We start from the raw sequence: 15,752 nt of genomic DNA, 5'->3' as shown, positions 1-15,752 counted from the left end.
CTAACTTTTTGTCGCGGCGTGGTCTTTCCGAAAACCGGCTCCCAGCTTTCGGATGAGCTCTAAGCTATTTTTGCCAGCAGTCGCAGGAATGTCGCGACCTCCTTGGCGGTCAGCGGCGCCAGCGTCTCCTCGGTGATGGCGCGCGCGAGCGGGATCAACCGCTCGATCGCCTCGCGGCCTTCCGGCGTCAGGTTGACCAGCAGCCGCCTTTTGTCGACCTCGTGCTTGGAGACTTCGACAAGGCCGCGCGCCCTCAGCCGGTCGATGACGCCCTTCACGGTTGCGGCGTCCATGGCGATCAGCGTTCCCAACTGGTTCTGGGAGGTCTCGCCGATGTCGTAGAGCTTGGCCAAAGCTGCGAATTGCGGTGGCGTCAGGTCGCCGATATGCGAGGCGAAGATCGAGACATGGCGCTGATGCGCCTTGCGCAGGATGAAGCCGACCTGGTCCTGCAGATGGTAGTCGTTCTCGTCGCCGTCCGCGGCCTCGACCAGCCGCAGCAGATTGTCCTCGCCGCTCATCTGAGGCCATCCCATGCCTTGATGTCCTCAGCCGCCAAGCCGCCCATGCGGTTGTGGACGCGCGGACCGCAGGTCATGGCAAGGCAGAACAGGATCTCGTCGGGACGCGGGCCGTCGCTGATGCCGACCTCCATGGCGTCGAAATGGCTGCGCACATAGGCGGCGTTGATGTGGCCGAGCGGCACGTCGAGCTTTGACCCGAACGCGCCGACCTTCTTGGCCGAGGGCACGATGGCCTTGGCGTCGCCGAGACGCTCGCGCATGGCGTAGCCGCCCGGCACGTGCCAGAGCGCGCCATGCTCCAATTCGCCGGCCGTGCCGACGATGGCGCCCTTGCCGTAGCCGTCGATCTTCTTGACGTCGCCGCCGAGCGCCGCGATCAGCCTGTCCGAGAGCAGAAGCCCAAGCGGCTTCAAATCCTCCATCGCGCCCTGCAAATCCTCGACATAGCGGCCGGCAAAAGGATTTTTCACAAGCGCCATGGCAGCGGCGCGCAGGCGCGGCTCCTTGGCAGCGGGTCCGCCCTCGTGGAAAATCTCCTCGGTCAGAACCGCGATCTTGCGGATCGGAAACTCAGGCATCGGCAAACTCCTCCTGTGCATGCTTGTTGGGCGCGGCGAGCGTCACCGAGCCACTGATGCGGGCCTCGCCCGCCAGAAACAGCGCCGAGGCGGCGACCAGGCCGCGCCGGCGAAAATCTTCGGCGACGGCAAGGCCGTTGTCCAGCGCCCGTGCCACCTCGCCGGGCGCGAGCGCGCCGACGCTCTGCGTCACTAGTTGCTCACCCAGATCGCTGTCGGGCGCCAGATCGCGAGCCGGAACGCGTATGATGGCCGGGTGACCTGGGAGGTCGACGGCGTTGGCAATCAGCGTCGCCGCGGCGTCGGCCTCGGCGCCGGTGCGCGCAAGCACGGTGACGGCGTCGGCAATGCCCAGCGAAAACGACCGGCCGCGCCAGCCGCTGGTGGCGACGCCGCGCACGCCATCGTCAGAGCGGATGGCGACGCGGTCGGCCATGCCATTCCCGGTGCCGGCGATCGCCACCGTCATTGACCGGCCGCTGCCAAGATGGAGAGCGCAGTCGCCGCCGTTGTTGACATAGGCGCGGTCGAGCCGCCGTCCGGCGAGCATGGCGCCGAGAGTTTCGTCGGCTATCGAACCGGCAACGGCGGCCATCGGCGTGATGAAGCATTCCGCCAACGGCACGACGGCGGCTTCCATGCGGCGCGCGGTCGGGCTGGCGAAGTCGCGCGGGGCCAGGAAGAAGGCCGGTAAGCGCAATTCGGGCAGTTCCTCGACCACCTCGATCAGGATCGTCTGAAAGCGAGCAACCGCCTGTTCGTAAGCGGCGCGGCATTCCTCCGCTTCGCCAAAGGCCTCGACGATCAGATCGATCGGACCATGGTTGAGATGGAGCCGTCGGCCGTCGGCAAGCCAATGCGCCTGCGGGCCGTTCATCGGCCGGCCTCGCTCGCCGCCGCGCGCCGCAACTGCGCCAGCGGCGGCCAGGGGTTGCCGGCCGGGGCGCCGGTATTGCTGCGCGGATTAAGGTATTCGCCGCCCCGGGCGAGAATGTCCTCGACGCTGCGGATCTCGTTCTCATAACCGCCGAGCCGGATATAGTCGTCGCGGCGCATGGTGAACTCGATCGGCGCCACCAAAGCGGGAGTCGGCACATAGCCGAAGGCGCCTTCCGGCACGCGGGTGACGTCGACCATCAGCGTGATGCCGCCGCCCGGCCAGACATAGACCGGCGCGCCGCCCACCGTCACATAGGTTTTCAGGCCCTGAACCGAGCGGGTGAGATTGACGGGGTTTTCGGTGACGCCGGCGCGCAGCGAGCCACCAGCGCCGCCGACGAAAAGAACCGTGCACAAAGCCGGCTCGCAATTGTCCTCGATCAGGCCGACGGACTTTTGCAGCCGCTCGGGGAACGGCTTTTGGACAGGCTTCAACTGCTCATCGAGCTCGTAATAGGCGAACTGCTCGCCGGTGGTCGACACCATCAGCAGCGACAGGCCAGGACGCGCGCCCTTCTTGGCGTTCCAGTCGCCGAGGATCGACAGCGGATCGGAGATCGTCGTGCCGCCCCAACCGAGGCCGGGCTCCGAGACCTTGAAATAGCGGCCGGGCGTCGAGCGGCGGCCGATGATTTTTATCCCCGTATCCTCCCAGCCCAGCACCTTGCCGGCCTGATGCTCGGAGACGACGCCGGTGATGTGGTCGTCGACCACCACCACCTCGTCGACGAGGCCGCGCCACTGCGTGGCGAACATGCCGATGGTGGCCGAGCCGCAGCCGACCCGCATGCGGTGCTCGACCTTGCCGTCGATGACCGGCGCCTTGCCGGCTTCGACGATGACAGTCGCGCCGCCATCGATGGTGAGCTCGACCGGCTTCCTGTTGCAGAGATCGAGCAGCGCGTCGCAAGTGGCGCGCCCTTCCGCCTTCGAGCCGCCGGTCAGGTGATGCACGCCGCCGAGCGACAGCATCTGCGAGCCGTATTCGCCTGTCGTGACATGGCCGATCGCCTCGCCTTCGGAACGCACCGTTGCCGTCTCGTCGCCGATATGGCGGTCAGTGTCGATCTTCACCTTGACGCCGCAGTACGAAAAAATGCCTTCGGTGACGACGGTGACGAGGTCGACGCCTTCGACTTCCTGGCTGACGATGAAGGGCGCCGGCTTATAGTCCGGATAGGTGGTGCCGGCGCCAATCGCGGTGACGAAGCGGCGGCCGGTGTTGACCAGCTCGCCGTTCCAGGCTTCGCCCTCGGCGACGAACGGCACGACGGCGCCGCCGGTCTCGGCCGCGTGGTCGAGGATGGTCAGCGGGTCCATGCGCACAATGCGGCCGCCGATATTGCCGTAGCGGTCGCAGGCGCCGGTGCGGCCTTCGGCGATGTAGCACATGACCGGACAGGCATCGCAGCGGATCTTCTCAGCCACCTGCTTCTCGCCGGGATCATGGGTTTCAAAACGTTCGGCAAGCTCGCTCATCGGCGCGCCTCCTTCTCGCGGATCGCCGCCAGGATGCGGCTCGGCGTCGCCGGCACCTTGGTGACCAGGACACCCGTGGCGTGGCGGATGGCGTTGAGGATCGCCGGCGCGGTCGGGATCAGCACATGCTCGCCCAAGCCCTTGGCGCCAAACGGCCCCTCGGGATCCGGAACCTCGACCAGTATGTGCTCTACGGGGGGCACGTCGCCGATGGTCGGGATGAGATAATCGTGCAGGTTCTCGGTGCGGCCGGGGATGTATTCCTCCATCAGCGCCATGCCGATGCCTTGCGCGATGCCGCCCTCGATCTGGCCCTCGACCAGCACCGGGTTGATCGCCTTGCCGACGTCATGCGCGGCGGTGATCTTGATGAGCTTCACGGTGCCGAGCTTGAGATCGACCTCAAGCTCGGCGATCTGCGCGCCATAGCCGTAGACGGCATAGGGCTTGCCCTGGCCCTTGGCGTCGAGCGGCAGCGTCGGCGGGTCGTAGGTCTCTTCCGAGACAAAGACGAGGCCGTCTGTATCGGCCTTCAGCGCCACAAGATCGATGCGTCGCGCGGCATCTCCTTCGCGGATGGAGATGCTGGCGCCGTCCAGCGCGATCGTCGCCTGCTCCGAGACATTGGCGAAGCGCAGGATCTTTTCGCGCAAGGCGCGGCCTGCTTTCTCCGCCGCCTTGCCCGTGACAAAAGTCTGGCGCGAGGCGGATGTCTTGCCGGCGTCTGGCGTGATGGCGGTGTCGGCGCTCTTCAGCTTGAACTTATCCAGTGGCAGGCCGAGCGCGTCGGCGCAAATCTGGGGAATGACCGTGTTGGACCCCTGGCCGATGTCGACCGCGCCCTGATGCAGGATCACCTCGCCTGAGGCCGAGATGCCGACCTTGATGGTCGAGGGATTGGGCAACGAAGTGTTGCCGCAGCCATACCAGCAGGAGGCGATGCCGACGCCGCGCTTGCTCCCAGTGTGGACCGCATTGAACGCCTCCGCATCCGTCAGAGCACGCACCCAATGCGGCCGAAGCTGCTCCAGGCATTCGCCGATGCCGACGCCCGACTCCAGCCGCTGGCCGGTGACCGTCTCGCAGCCGTCGCGCAGGCAGTTTTTCAGGCGGAAATCGAGCCGGTCGATACCGAGCCGGCCGGCGAGCTCGTCATAGAGCGTCTCCTGCATGATGGTGGCCTGCGGCACGCCGAAACCGCGGAAGGCGCCGGCGATCGGGCCGTTGGTGTGGATGGCATAGCCGGTCGCGCGATAGTTCGGCGTAAGATAGGGACCGGAGGCATGCACAGGCACGCGATTGGCCACCGTCGGCCCCCAACTGGCATAGGCGCCGGTGTTGAAATCGCCCTCGAAGACCATGCCGGTGACGTAGCCTTCGGCATCGGCGCCGATGGTCGCCCTCATCTCGGCCGGATGGCGCTTGGTGGTCGACATCATCGATTCATTGCGGGTGTAGGCGAGCGCGGCCGGCCGGCCCGTCTTCATCGCCACAAGGCCGATGAGCGGCTGCAGCGAGACATCGAGCTTGGAGCCGAAGCCGCCGCCGGTGGCGGTCGGCACGATGCGCACCCTGTCGACGGCGAGGCCGAGCACCTTGGCCGTCTCGTCGCGGTCCATGTAGGGCGCCTGGGTGCAAGCGACGACGACCAGCGTGTCGCCATCCATGTAAGCGTAGCCGGCTTCCGGCTCGATATAGGCGTGCTCGACGAAGGAGGTCTCGATTGCGCCGGAGGCCGTGACCGTCGCGCCCGCGAGCGCGCTGTCGGGATCACCACGCTCGACATAGCCGGAGGTGAGCAGGTTGGCCGGACGGTGGCTGTGGATCAGCGCGGCACCTTCGGCCTTCGCCTCGCGCGGCTGCAGCATGTGCGGCAGTTCGGCCCAGATGATCGGAAAATCCGTCAGGTCGAGATCCAGGATCGCCTCGCGCTCTCCCGCCACCAGCGCCACAGCCTCGCCGCGCAAGCGGACAAAGCCTTCGGCCAAAGCCGGCTGGTCGGCAAAGGGGCCGATGACACCGAAGCAGTTCTTGCCCGGAATGTCCCTGGCGGTGAAAACGCCGGCGATACCAGGACGCGCTTTTGCCCAAGCGTCGAGGTCGCCGAAGTCGAAGCGGGCATGATAGTGCGGCGAACGCACCACGAGCACCGCCAGCGCGTCGGCCGGAAAGGAATCGCCACCGAACTTCTCGTCGCCGGTGACCTTCGGCACGCCGTCGAGGCGGATCGGCGAGGCGCCGACGGCGCGGCCCGCTTCCGGCCGGCGAAGATCGACGCCGTTCGTATGCTGCGAGGCTTGCATCACCGCCGCGACGATTTTCCTGTAGCCCGTGCAGCGGCAGAGCACGCCGCCCAGCGCATCCTGCGTCTCGGCCTCGCTGGGTGTGGGGTTGCGCTCCAAAAGCGCGGTGGCCGCGACCAGCAGGCCGGGCGTGCAGATGCCGCACTGCGCGGCGCCATGTTCGAGGAAGGAGGCCTGCAGCGCCGACAGCCTGCCATTGGCAAGGCCCTCGACGGTGGTGACGGCGGCGCCGGACACCGAGGCCGCCGGCATCAGGCAGGCACAGACCGGATTGCCATCGACCAGCACCGTACAGGCGCCGCAATCGCCGGCATCGCAGCCGACCTTGGTGCCGGTCAGCCGCAACTCGTCGCGCAAGACCTGCGACAACCGCCGCACCGGCGGCACGGAGACGCGGACGGCGGCGCCGTTGACCTGGAAGGCAATGTCGGCGCGTTCCATGCCGGATTGGGCCATGCTCATGCGGCCACCTTGCCTTGATCGAGCCCGGTTGCCGCGCGCATTGCGCGGACGACGATCTCGCGCGCCGCTTGCTCCCGGTATTCGGCGCTGCCGCGCACATCGGCGATCGGCGACAGTTCATCGAACGGCGCCGACAGCACGGCATCGGCAAGCGCTGACGTGACTGGCCGGCCGCGCAGGGCCGCCTCGACGCCGGCCAGACGGCATGCGACCACCGAGCAGGAGCCGACGGCTATCGCCGCTTCGGCGACGACGCCATTCTCGACCACCAGCCGCGCCGCCGCCATGGCGATCGAGATGACGAGATAGCGCCGGGCGCCGAGCTTGACGAAAGCCGAGGCGCCGGCGGCGGAAGGCTTCGGCACGCGAATGGCAGTGACCATCTCGCGCGGCTGCAGCGCCGTGCGGCGATTGCCGAGGATGAATTCGCCGAGCGGAAGATGGCGGGTGGCTTTGGCCGAGCGCAATTCGACATCGGCATCGAAGACCAAAAGAGCTGGAACCCCGTCGGCGGCGGGCGAAGCGTTGCAGAGATTGCCGGCAACTGACGCGACGTTCTGGATCTGGACCGAGCCGACCTCGCGTGCTGCCGATTTCAACACGTCGAACGGCGCCGGCAATGGGTAGCGCACGATATCGGTCCAGGTCGTGCGCGCACCGATGCGCCAATGCTCATCTGTCTCGGCGATGCCGCGCAGTTCGGCGAGACCGTTGATGTCGAGGATGTTGTCGCGGAACGGCTTCGCGCCCTGCGCCGGATAGAAATCCGTGCCGCCGGCGAGAATGCGCCAGCGATCCTCGCCAAGCAAAGCGAGCGCCTCGTCGACCGTGGTGGGTTTCGCGTAACGGATCACGCTCTGCCTTCCAGACAATTGGCCTTCCCGAAAAAGAGCCTTCTCCTGGCTCTCCGAAGTGCCAGCTTCGGGTGTTCTTGCCGCGCGCGGACCGGACAAATTCATTCGTATGCAAATGATATCAGGCCGTTCGGAATTGTCAAAGCCGGAGTTGGGCCGGAGTTGGGCCGGAGTTGGCGCCGCGAAGACCTGAATGCGATTGTTACGAGGCCGGAGGTTGACGCCGCCGGTCATCTGGTCAAGGTTCCCTCTCCGGTCGCGTCAGCGGCTTTGACTGCAGCCCCCAAGCCGAACCCGGGGCAGGACCAGAGGGCCGAAACGAGAGGAAGCCGCATGGCCGAAGAAGCGCTCATCGTCATCGACCTGCAGAACGATTTTTGCCCGGGCGGCGCGCTGGCGGTCGCCGGCGGCGACGAGATCGTGCCTTTGGTCAACGACCTGATCCGGCGGACCGAGCATGTGATCCTGACGCAGGACTGGCACCCGGCCGGACATTCGAGCTTCGCCTCCAGCCATGCGGGCAAGCAGGCCTTCGAGACGATCGAGATGCCTTACGGTCCGCAGACGCTGTGGCCGGATCATTGCATCCAGGGGAGCCTCGGTTCCGATTTCCATTCCGGGCTCGCATGGACCAAGGCGGAGCTGGTGATCCGAAAAGGGTTCCGCACAGCGATCGACAGCTATTCGGCTTTCTTCGAAAACGACCATGCGACGCCGACCGGGCTTGGCGGCTATCTGAAGGAACGCGGCATCGACGCGATCACGCTGGTTGGGCTTGCCACCGATTTCTGCGTCGCTTTCTCGGCGCTCGATGCGGCTAAGCAGGGGTTCAAGGCGACGGTGCGGCTCGACGCCTGCCGCGGCATCGACCTTAACGGCTCGGTCGAGGCGATGCTGAAGCGCATGCGTGACGCCGGCGTGACGCTCGAAGATCATTCGGCGGACTGACGCCACGGTGAGGCAACGAGGGGGCTTCACGACATTTGCGAAAGTGCTGGCGGCGAGCGTGGCTGCCGCACTCGTTCTTGCTTTTCCGCAATCGGTTCTCGCCGCTGAAACTCACGAACTGCCCGGCGCGGCGATGTCGCTCTGGTGGGCATTGCCCTTTGCCGGCCTGTTGCTGTCGATCGCGACCGGACCGCTGCTGTTTCCGCACGTCTGGGAGCACCATTACGGTAAGATCGCCGCTACCTGGGCCGCGCTGGCGGTCCTGCCGCTGGCAGTCGCCTTCGGCATTCCGACCGCAGGCGAAGCGGTGCTGCACACGCTGCTCACCGAATATCTGTCCTTCATCATCCTGTTGTTCGCGCTCTACACCATCTCGGGCGGCATCCTGCTTGCCGGCAACATCCACGGCACGCCGCTCGTCAATGCCGGCCTGCTGCTCATCGGCGCGCTGCTCGCTTCGGTGATCGGCACGACCGGCGCCTCGATGATCTTGATCCGGCCGATGCTGCGCGCCAACGACAACCGGCCGTTCAACGCGCATGTCGTGATCTTCTTCATCTTCCTGGTGTCCAACATCGGTGGTTCGCTGACCCCGCTTGGCGATCCGCCCTTGTTCGTCGGCTTCCTGCGCGGCGTCGATTTCTTCTGGACGACCGCGAATCTGTGGCGAGAGACGCTGTTCACCGGCGGCCTGGTGCTCATCGTCTTCCTGGCACTCGATATCGTGCTGCATCGGCGTGAGGGTGGCATGCCGAAGATCAAGGACCCGACGCCGGACACGAAAGTGCGCCTGCGCGGCCTGGCCAACCTGCCGTTGCTCGCCGGCGTGATCGGCGCCATCCTGCTTTCGGCGGGTTGGAAACCTGGCGTCAGCGTCCCGATCCTCGGCGTCAGCCTGGAACTGCAGAACCTCCTGCGCGACGCCGTCATCCTGGCGCTGGCCTTCCTGTCGCTGCGCGTTTCCTACAAGAGCCACCGCGAGGCCAACGGCTTCACCTGGGGGCCGATCGCCGAAGTGGCGAAACTCTTTGCCGGCATCTTCGTCTGCATCGTGCCGGTCATCGCTATCCTGCGGGCCGGCAATGACGGCGCGCTGGCGCCGCTGGTGGCGCTGGTCAGCTCCACCGAAGGCCGGCCCAACGACCTCGCCTATTTCTGGCTGACCGGGGCGCTGTCGTCCTTCCTCGACAACGCGCCGACCTATCTGGTGTTCTTCGAGCTTGCCGGCGGCGATGCGCACCACTTGATGACGGAAACCGCCTCGACGCTTGCCGCGATCTCGGCCGGCGCCGTGTTCATGGGCGCCAACACCTATATCGGCAACGCGCCGAACTTCATGGTCTTTGCCATCGCCAGGCATCGCGGCTTCAAGATGCCGGGCTTCTTCGGCTACATGGCGTGGTCGGGCCTGGTGCTGATCCCGACGTTTTTGATCGCGGGATTCGTTTTTTTCTAACCGACACCCACATATCTTCGCACCGCCGACGGATCCGCCCGCAACGCCTCGACATCGACCGTCTCGCGGTTGCGGCCGTTCTCGATGAAGCAGACACGATCCGCCACCGACAGCACGGCGTCGACGCGCTGCTCGACCAGGATGGTCGAGACACCCAGCTCGCGCAGCTTCGCCACCGTCTCGCGGATCTTGGCGATCATCGACGGCATCAGCCCTTCGGTCGGCTCGTCGAGCAGCAGCACCTGCGGCTCGAGGCAGAGCGCGCGAGCCATGGCGAGCATCTGCTGCTCGCCGCCGGAGAGCGTGCCGGAGCGCTGCTTCAGCCGCTCCCTGAGCAGCGGGAAGAGATCGAGGACGTTTTCACGCGCCTGCTTGCCCTTGCCGCGCGCCATCAGGCCGATTTCGATGTTCTCCGCCACACTCATCTCGGCGAACAATCGCCGGCCCTGCGGCACATAGGCGACGCCTGCCTTCGGCACGTCATGCGCGGCGAGGCCGGTCAGCTCCTTGCCGTCCAGCTTGATCGAGCCGGCCGATGTCGGCACCAGCCCCATGATCGCCTTCAGCGTCGTCGTCTTGCCGGCTCCGTTGCGGCCAAACAGGCAAAGCACCTCGCCCTTGTTCAAGACGAGATCGAGGCCGTAGAGCACCTGCACCTCGCCATAGAAGCAATCGAGGCCGGATATGGCGAGCAACGGCGCATCAGCCATGGGTCGCTCCGAGATAGGCGTCCTGGACTTGGCGGTTGGCGCGGATCTCATCCGGCGTGCCTTCGGCGAGGATCTTTCCCGAATTGAAGACGGTGATGCGGTCGGCAAGCTGCATGACCACCGGCATGTTGTGCTCGATCAAAAGCACGGTTGCGTCCTTGGCGATCTCACGCACCAAAGTGATGAAATTGTCGATCTCGCTGTCGGCCAGGCCTTGCGTCGGCTCGTCGAGGATGAGCAGGCGCGGCTTCAGTGCCAGGCCCATCGCCACTTCGAGCAGGCGCTGATGGCCGTAGGAAAGATGCGCGGACAAAGTGCCGGCGCGGTCGGCAAGGCCGGTGCGCTCCAGCGCCGCCATCACGCCGCTCCTCACCTGCCCCTTGGAGCGGCCGTCGGTCAGCGTGCGCTGCACCGGCAGCGCGACATTGTCGAAGGCCGTGAGGTTGGCAAAGACGCTGGTGATCTGGAACGTGTAGGCGACGCCAAGGCGAACCCGCTTGTAAGCCGGCATGGCGGTGATATCGGCGCCGTCGAAGACGACCGCGCCGGAGGATGGACGGATGCGGCCCGAGAGCAGGCTGACGAAGGTGGTCTTGCCGGCGCCGTTGGGGCCGATGACGGCGCGGATCTCGCCCGGCATCAGCGCGAAGTCGACGCCGTCGACGGCGCGCAGGCCGCCGAAGTTGCGCGACAGGCCCTTCGTGGTGAGTAGCGGCATCATGGCAGCCATCCCAGCCAGCGCTCGCGGATGCTGCCCATAATGCCTTTCGGGGCGAACAGGACGAGCAGGATGAGCGCCACGCCGACGATCAGCAGATAGGCGGAGGTGAAGCCGCTGGTGATATCGGTGACATAATACATGAACAGGGTGCCGACTAGCGGACCGAGCGTGGTCGCAGCACCCCCGAGCAGCACCCAGAGCAGCGGCAGGATCGAATACTGGATCGACGCGAAATTCGAGCCGACATAGCCGAACAGCAAGGCATAGGCAGCACCGGACGCGGCGCAGATGGCGCCGGAGGCGACGACGGCGGCAAGCTTGTTGGCGACCGTGTCGTAGCCCAGCATCCTGGTCCGTTCCTCGTTCTCGCGGATCGCCACCAGCACACGGCCGAAGCGGGAACGGACGACGGCAAGTGTGATGAGAAGCACGACCGAGAACAGCGCCAGCGCGGCCACGTAGCGAACGGTTGGATCGGTCAGGTCGAAGGAGGCGGCGCCGATCGAGACCACCCGCGATGCCTGCTGGATGACGAGGCCCTGGTCGCCGCCGGTCCAGGCCGCGAAATAGAGGATAAGCAGATAGAAGACCTGGGCGAACATCATGGTGACGATCATGAAGGCGACACCCGAGGTGCGCAGCGCCAGCAGGCCGATGACCAGGGCCAGCAGCGCGCCGCAGGCGATACCGGCGACGAAGGCTTCCGGGACGCCCCAGCCGAGGTGATAGACGGTCAGGCCGGCGCCATATAGGCCGGCGGAGAAGAACATGGCGTGGCCGAGGCTGAGCAGGCCGACATAGCCGAAGAGCAGATTGTAGCCCATGGCAAAGACGGCGAGCGCCATGATGCGGGCGAAGAGGCTCTGGTGATAATCCGGCAGGATGAAGTTCAGCGCGAACAAGAGCGCGATGACGCCGATATGCAGGGCGTAGGTCCTTGCCGGCGAAGCGTCCCTCATCTGGATGTCGCCCCGAACAGGCCTTGCGGCCGGAACACCAGCACCATGGCGACGATCAGCGTGGCGATGATCTTGGCGAGCGTCGGCGAGAAGAACATCGAGACGATGCCGTCGGAGAGGCCGATCAGGACGGCCGCGACGACGGTTCCGCGCAACGAGCCGAGGCCGCCGATGATGACGACGATAAAGGAAAGCAGCAGTGGGTCCTGCCCCATCAGATAATGCGCCTGGCTGATCGGCACGATCAGCACCGCGGCGATCGCCGCAAGCATGGCGCCCACGGCGAAGACGCCGGCATAGACCCGCTCGACCGGGATGCCGAAGGCCTGCGCCGTCTCGCGGTCATATTGCGTGGCACGCATGATCAGGCCGATCTTCGTCCGGGTCAGCACCAGCCAGGTGATCACCAGCAAAATGGCGGAAGCGGCGACCACCGCCAGCTTGTAGCCGGAATAGCCGAACCACGGCAAAAGGATGCGGTAGCTGAAGGGCGGCTCCACGGGGCGCGCCTCGGGGCCGTAGAAGGTCAGCGCCAGCTGCTGGATGATGTAGAGCATGCCGATGGTGGCGACGATGGTGCCTTCCGGATTGTAGTTCAGCCGGCGCAACACCAGGCGCTCGGCGAGAAGCGCCACTAGCCCGACGAGCAAAGGCGCGATCACAAGTGCTGCCACAAAGCCGATCGCCGGGTGACCGGAGATCGCCGTCGAGACCGCCCAGGCGAGCACCGCGCCCAGCATGAAGAACTCGCCATGCGCGACATTGACGACGCGCATGACGCCGAACACCAGCGACAGCCCAAGCGCCGTCAGCGCCAGCACCGCGGAAGTGACGAGGCCTTCGAGAGCGGCGAGGAGGAGGTGGGGTCCGAAGCGCATCAGCTCTGAGACGAGCTCACAGCGCCTGCGTCGTGTAATCCCCTTCCGGCTCGTAGAGGCCGTCCTCGATCTTGGTCTTGTGGACGACCTTGAGCTTGCCGCCTTCGACCTTGGAGATGTTCTGGATGCCGAAGCACTGGTGGATCTTGCCGTTGAAGGTTTTCGGACCCTGCGGATGCTCCGGCCCTTCGGCGAACTCCTTCAACGCTTCGGTGGCCTCGACCAGCTTGGCGCGGTCCTCGGGTCCCTTGTAGCCGGCATCCTCCATCGCCTTCTTGACGACATAGAGCGTTTCCCAGCAGCCGAACATGTGGGCGGCGGTGGAGACGTCCTTGGCATCACCGACGGCGGCGCCATTGTCATCGATGCCGACAGCGGCGCGATAGGCTTTTTGCGCAGCGGAGTCGTCGGGCTGCGCGTAGCGCGGCGAGCCTTCCCAGAAATGGCTGCCGTCGAGGAATTCGAGGCCGGGGCTGTTGATGTCGACGGCCTCGAGCGAATCGATGAAGCCGAAGAGCTGCGGCCGTTGCGAGCCGTAGAACTCGCCGAGCTCCTTGACGAAGGTGAGCACCGCAGGGCCGACCATGACATGGTAGATCACCTCGGTCTCGGCCGGGATCTGCGGGAAGTATTTCGTGAAGGACGACTCCGTCGGCGGGATGGCGATCTGGGCAATCACCTCACCACCTTGCGCCTTCAGCGCCGGCGGCAGGTAGTCGCGATGGTCGTAGCCGAAGGCGAAGTCGGGGAATATCTGCGTCACCTTCTTGCCGGCGTTGGCCGCGATCCACGGCGCCATCGACTGGATCTGGCTCTTCACATCGGTGATGCCGGGCTGGAAGACGTAGCGGTTGAGCTTGGTGGAGGCGACGTGATGGCCTTCGCTGACCACGAAATAGGGGATCTTGTTCTCGCCGGCGGCCGGCGCCGAACCGATCACGACATGCGAAAACAGCGTGCCGAAGACGATGTCGGTCTTGTGCTGCTTGGCGAATTTGTTGACCACCTCGGCGCCGCGCGCCGGATCGGTGCCGTCATCCTCGATCACCAGTTCGACCTTGCGGCCGCCGATGCCGCCGGCGTCATTGATCGCCTTGACGGCGGCCGCGCTCGTCTTCTCGTACCAGCGGCCATAGGCGGCGCCGATGCCGGTGCGGTGCGACTGGAAGCCTATTCTGATCGGCGCCGAGCTCTGCGCCTGGCTGTAGCGCACGAAGCCGGGGGCCAGCGCAAGGCCCGCGCCCGCGGCGATGCCTTTCAGCGCGGTGCGGCGCGACAGCGTCGTCTTGGAGAGGTCGAAAAATCCGTTCTTGTCAGCCATGTCGATTCCCCTGTTTTTTCAGTTTTGACCAGCGATAAGGCGGCTAGACCATCCTCTTGCGAAGGATGGAAAAATTGCATGTGTACAAACTAAATCACCAAAGCCCTGGCCTGGCAAGCGAGCTTTACCCAACGGCATCGGAGGCGCGCCCTTGTCTCATCCGGCGGTCGGCGTGGCAAGCAGCCAGAGGCCGAAGATCGTGTAGGCGATCATCAGAAATGTGAGCGGAAGCTGGCTGAGCGCCGCACGCGAAGGCTGAGGATGAAGACGCCAGGCAAGGCCGTGCGCGACCAGCACCGCCAGCACATGGCCGGCGATGATGACGCCGGCCTGGATGTTCCACAGCCACCAGGCCGACTCTGCGCCGGCGACGACGCCGGCCTCGACCATGCTATTGGCGGTGCCGAACAGATTCCAGCCGAGCCCGAAAGGGTCGGAGAGCGCGACCAGCGCGTACTGGCCGTCGACCAGGAGCACGGTGAGGTAATGCGCGACATGATAGGCAAGCGCAATCGGCACGATCGACCAGACCAGCAGGCCGGTGGCTTTTCCGAACGACGGCGCAGCGCTGGCAAGCCGTTGGCCGAGAAAGACGGCCAACGCGAACACCGCCGCCAGCAGGACGAAGGTGAGCACGAGGCCGAAGCTGCCGATGCCGATCAGCGCGGTGCGGCCGGGATATTCCAGCGGGTTGACGCCGAACAGGCCGAGCCAGAAGAAGGTTTTCGACAGGCCGTCGAAGGACACCGACGACAGCGCCAGCAGGAGGAAAGCCGCGCCGCTCGGCGGCAGTGGCTCAGCGGCGAGCAGCTTGGCGCCGGGCCAGCAGAGCGACAGCCGGCCATCCCGTCGCTCAAGTGGCGCGAAGCGGGCGACCATGGAAAAGAAGACCGTGAGGAATTCGCCGCGCTTGCTCCAGGCGTCGTGGCCGAAGAGAAGCATCGCGACAAAGCTCGCCAGCCAGTAGATGCCGGCGGCAAAGGCAAGCCGGGCCGGATCGTCGGGCGCCGGATCGATCAGCTCGAACCAGGCGAAGGCGAAGAACAGGCCGAAGGCCGGCCAGTAGCCGAGCCATGGCGGCAGGCGTGATGGCTTTGTCTCGTGGCTTTGGAGGCCAAAGATCCTGGTCGCAACTCGGTACGGGCCGTACCATGGGTTGAGCCACGACCACGGGTCGCCGAAGACACCCTGCAGTAGGGTGAAGCCGGCCCAAAGGAGGGTCCAGATCACCAGAGGCAGTGGATTGGAGAGCGGGTCGCGGCTGCCGACGAGGCCAGCGGCGACGAGAAGCGCGAAGCCGGCAAAGGAAATGAAACTGATAATGGTGCGTGAAGCGTCGCTGAAGGTGAACAGGGGCAGGCGCCGACGCCAGAAACGGTCGAGGGCGGCAGGCGGTAGCAGCGCCAGGACGAGGAAGCTGACGGCCACGGCAAAAGCGCCGCCGGCGATGTAGTAGCCGGTCGGGAGAAGCAGCACGTGGCCGCGGTCGGAGGCGTGGGCGGAGGCGGGGGTGGGGAGAGCTGCGAGGGTAAATGCAAGAATGGCCAGCCTCCAAGGCTGGCACTCTACGGCGCCCCCCTCTGCCCTGCCGGGCATCTCCCCCTCTTGGGGGGAGATTGG

Annotated in this window: 14 protein-coding genes; 2 read left to right on the top strand and 12 right to left on the bottom strand. The window is 65.8% G+C overall.

Annotated elements, in window-relative coordinates:
* Positions 1–59 precede the first annotated feature (59 nt).
* Genes FJW06_RS22495 through FJW06_RS22470 form a run of 6 tightly spaced genes read right to left on the bottom strand, consistent with a single transcriptional unit; the run spans position 60 to position 7,139 of the window.
* A complete protein-coding gene (locus FJW06_RS22495; RefSeq protein WP_140754612.1) occupies positions 60–521 on the bottom strand; it encodes a MarR family transcriptional regulator in 462 nt (153 codons plus the stop codon).
* Complete coding sequence (locus FJW06_RS22490) at positions 518–1,102, bottom strand: amino acid synthesis family protein (RefSeq protein WP_140754610.1); 585 nt, start codon at positions 1,100–1,102, stop codon at positions 518–520. The genes FJW06_RS22495 and FJW06_RS22490 overlap by 4 nt, the downstream gene beginning before the upstream one ends.
* Positions 1,095–1,979, bottom strand: a complete 885-nt coding sequence (locus FJW06_RS22485) for a UPF0280 family protein (RefSeq protein ID WP_140754608.1) — start codon at positions 1,977–1,979, stop codon at positions 1,095–1,097. The genes FJW06_RS22490 and FJW06_RS22485 overlap by 8 nt, the downstream gene beginning before the upstream one ends.
* Complete coding sequence (locus tag FJW06_RS22480; RefSeq protein ID WP_140754606.1) at positions 1,976–3,520, bottom strand: 6-hydroxynicotinate reductase; 1,545 nt, start codon at positions 3,518–3,520, stop codon at positions 1,976–1,978. The genes FJW06_RS22485 and FJW06_RS22480 overlap by 4 nt, the downstream gene beginning before the upstream one ends.
* Positions 3,517–6,285: a molybdopterin-dependent oxidoreductase gene (locus FJW06_RS22475; protein ID WP_140754604.1), complete on the bottom strand. Its 2,769-nt coding sequence runs from the start codon at positions 6,283–6,285 to the stop codon at positions 3,517–3,519. The genes FJW06_RS22480 and FJW06_RS22475 overlap by 4 nt, the downstream gene beginning before the upstream one ends.
* Positions 6,282–7,139 carry a xanthine dehydrogenase family protein subunit M gene (locus FJW06_RS22470; RefSeq protein WP_140754602.1) on the bottom strand — a complete coding sequence of 286 codons (858 nt, stop codon included), beginning with the start codon at positions 7,137–7,139 and terminating at the stop codon, positions 6,282–6,284. The genes FJW06_RS22475 and FJW06_RS22470 overlap by 4 nt, the downstream gene beginning before the upstream one ends.
* Before the next feature lie 333 nt (positions 7,140–7,472).
* Here FJW06_RS22470 and pncA point away from each other — a divergent pair, with 333 nt between their 5' ends.
* Positions 7,473–8,087, top strand: coding sequence for a bifunctional nicotinamidase/pyrazinamidase (pncA, locus tag FJW06_RS22465; protein WP_140754600.1), 615 nt, complete (start codon positions 7,473–7,475; stop codon positions 8,085–8,087).
* 58 nt (positions 8,088–8,145) lie between these two features.
* Positions 8,146–9,543 carry a sodium:proton antiporter gene (locus FJW06_RS22460; RefSeq protein WP_246674785.1) on the top strand — a complete coding sequence of 466 codons (1,398 nt, stop codon included), beginning with the start codon at positions 8,146–8,148 and terminating at the stop codon, positions 9,541–9,543.
* Here FJW06_RS22460 and FJW06_RS22455 read toward each other — a convergent pair.
* The 6 genes from FJW06_RS22455 to FJW06_RS22430 form a co-directional block, all read right to left on the bottom strand.
* Positions 9,540–10,253, bottom strand: coding sequence for an ABC transporter ATP-binding protein (locus FJW06_RS22455; RefSeq protein ID WP_140754598.1), 714 nt, complete (start codon positions 10,251–10,253; stop codon positions 9,540–9,542). The genes FJW06_RS22460 and FJW06_RS22455 overlap by 4 nt on opposite strands.
* Positions 10,246–10,974, bottom strand: coding sequence for an ABC transporter ATP-binding protein (locus FJW06_RS22450; RefSeq protein WP_140754596.1), 729 nt, complete (start codon positions 10,972–10,974; stop codon positions 10,246–10,248). The genes FJW06_RS22455 and FJW06_RS22450 overlap by 8 nt, the downstream gene beginning before the upstream one ends.
* Positions 10,971–11,933 carry a branched-chain amino acid ABC transporter permease gene (locus FJW06_RS22445; protein WP_140754594.1) on the bottom strand — a complete coding sequence of 321 codons (963 nt, stop codon included), beginning with the start codon at positions 11,931–11,933 and terminating at the stop codon, positions 10,971–10,973. The genes FJW06_RS22450 and FJW06_RS22445 overlap by 4 nt, the downstream gene beginning before the upstream one ends.
* A complete protein-coding gene (locus FJW06_RS22440; protein WP_140754592.1) occupies positions 11,930–12,811 on the bottom strand; it encodes a branched-chain amino acid ABC transporter permease in 882 nt (293 codons plus the stop codon). The genes FJW06_RS22445 and FJW06_RS22440 overlap by 4 nt, the downstream gene beginning before the upstream one ends.
* A 16-nt stretch (positions 12,812–12,827) precedes the next feature.
* The gene (locus tag FJW06_RS22435; RefSeq protein WP_140754590.1) at positions 12,828–14,132 is read right to left on the bottom strand and encodes an ABC transporter substrate-binding protein; all 1,305 of its coding nucleotides are present in this window, start codon (positions 14,130–14,132) and stop codon (positions 12,828–12,830) included.
* A 156-nt stretch (positions 14,133–14,288) separates the two neighbouring features.
* Positions 14,289–15,728: a hypothetical protein gene (locus tag FJW06_RS22430; RefSeq protein WP_140754588.1), complete on the bottom strand. Its 1,440-nt coding sequence runs from the start codon at positions 15,726–15,728 to the stop codon at positions 14,289–14,291.
* Positions 15,729–15,752: the final 24 nt, after the last annotated feature.

Origin of the sequence: Mesorhizobium sp. B4-1-3 (genome assembly GCF_006439355.1) — a bacterium.
Lineage (GTDB): Bacteria > Pseudomonadota > Alphaproteobacteria > Rhizobiales > Rhizobiaceae > Mesorhizobium.
Note: the sequence above shows the minus strand (reverse complement) of the source record. Positions and strands in the feature narration are given on the sequence as shown.

Bases quoted from the DNA above. Each gene is read 5' to 3' on its own strand.
- FJW06_RS22445 (WP_140754594.1), bottom strand. From the start codon at position 11,933: ATGAGGGACGCTTCGCCGGCAAGGACCTACGCCCTGCATATCGGCGTC.
- FJW06_RS22455 (WP_140754598.1), bottom strand. From the start codon at position 10,253: ATGGCTGATGCGCCGTTGCTCGCCATATCCGGCCTCGATTGCTTCTAT.
- pncA (WP_140754600.1), top strand. From the start codon at position 7,473: ATGGCCGAAGAAGCGCTCATCGTCATCGACCTGCAGAACGATTTTTGC.
- FJW06_RS22490 (WP_140754610.1), bottom strand. From the start codon at position 1,102: ATGCCTGAGTTTCCGATCCGCAAGATCGCGGTTCTGACCGAGGAGATT.
- FJW06_RS22440 (WP_140754592.1), bottom strand. From the start codon at position 12,811: ATGCGCTTCGGACCCCACCTCCTCCTCGCCGCTCTCGAAGGCCTCGTC.
- FJW06_RS22475 (WP_140754604.1), bottom strand. From the start codon at position 6,285: ATGAGCATGGCCCAATCCGGCATGGAACGCGCCGACATTGCCTTCCAG.
- FJW06_RS22495 (WP_140754612.1), bottom strand. From the start codon at position 521: ATGAGCGGCGAGGACAATCTGCTGCGGCTGGTCGAGGCCGCGGACGGC.
- FJW06_RS22435 (WP_140754590.1), bottom strand. From the start codon at position 14,132: ATGGCTGACAAGAACGGATTTTTCGACCTCTCCAAGACGACGCTGTCG.
- FJW06_RS22480 (WP_140754606.1), bottom strand. From the start codon at position 3,520: ATGAGCGAGCTTGCCGAACGTTTTGAAACCCATGATCCCGGCGAGAAG.
- FJW06_RS22450 (WP_140754596.1), bottom strand. From the start codon at position 10,974: ATGATGCCGCTACTCACCACGAAGGGCCTGTCGCGCAACTTCGGCGGC.
- FJW06_RS22430 (WP_140754588.1), bottom strand. From the start codon at position 15,728: ATGCCCGGCAGGGCAGAGGGGGGCGCCGTAGAGTGCCAGCCTTGGAGG.
- FJW06_RS22485 (WP_140754608.1), bottom strand. From the start codon at position 1,979: ATGAACGGCCCGCAGGCGCATTGGCTTGCCGACGGCCGACGGCTCCAT.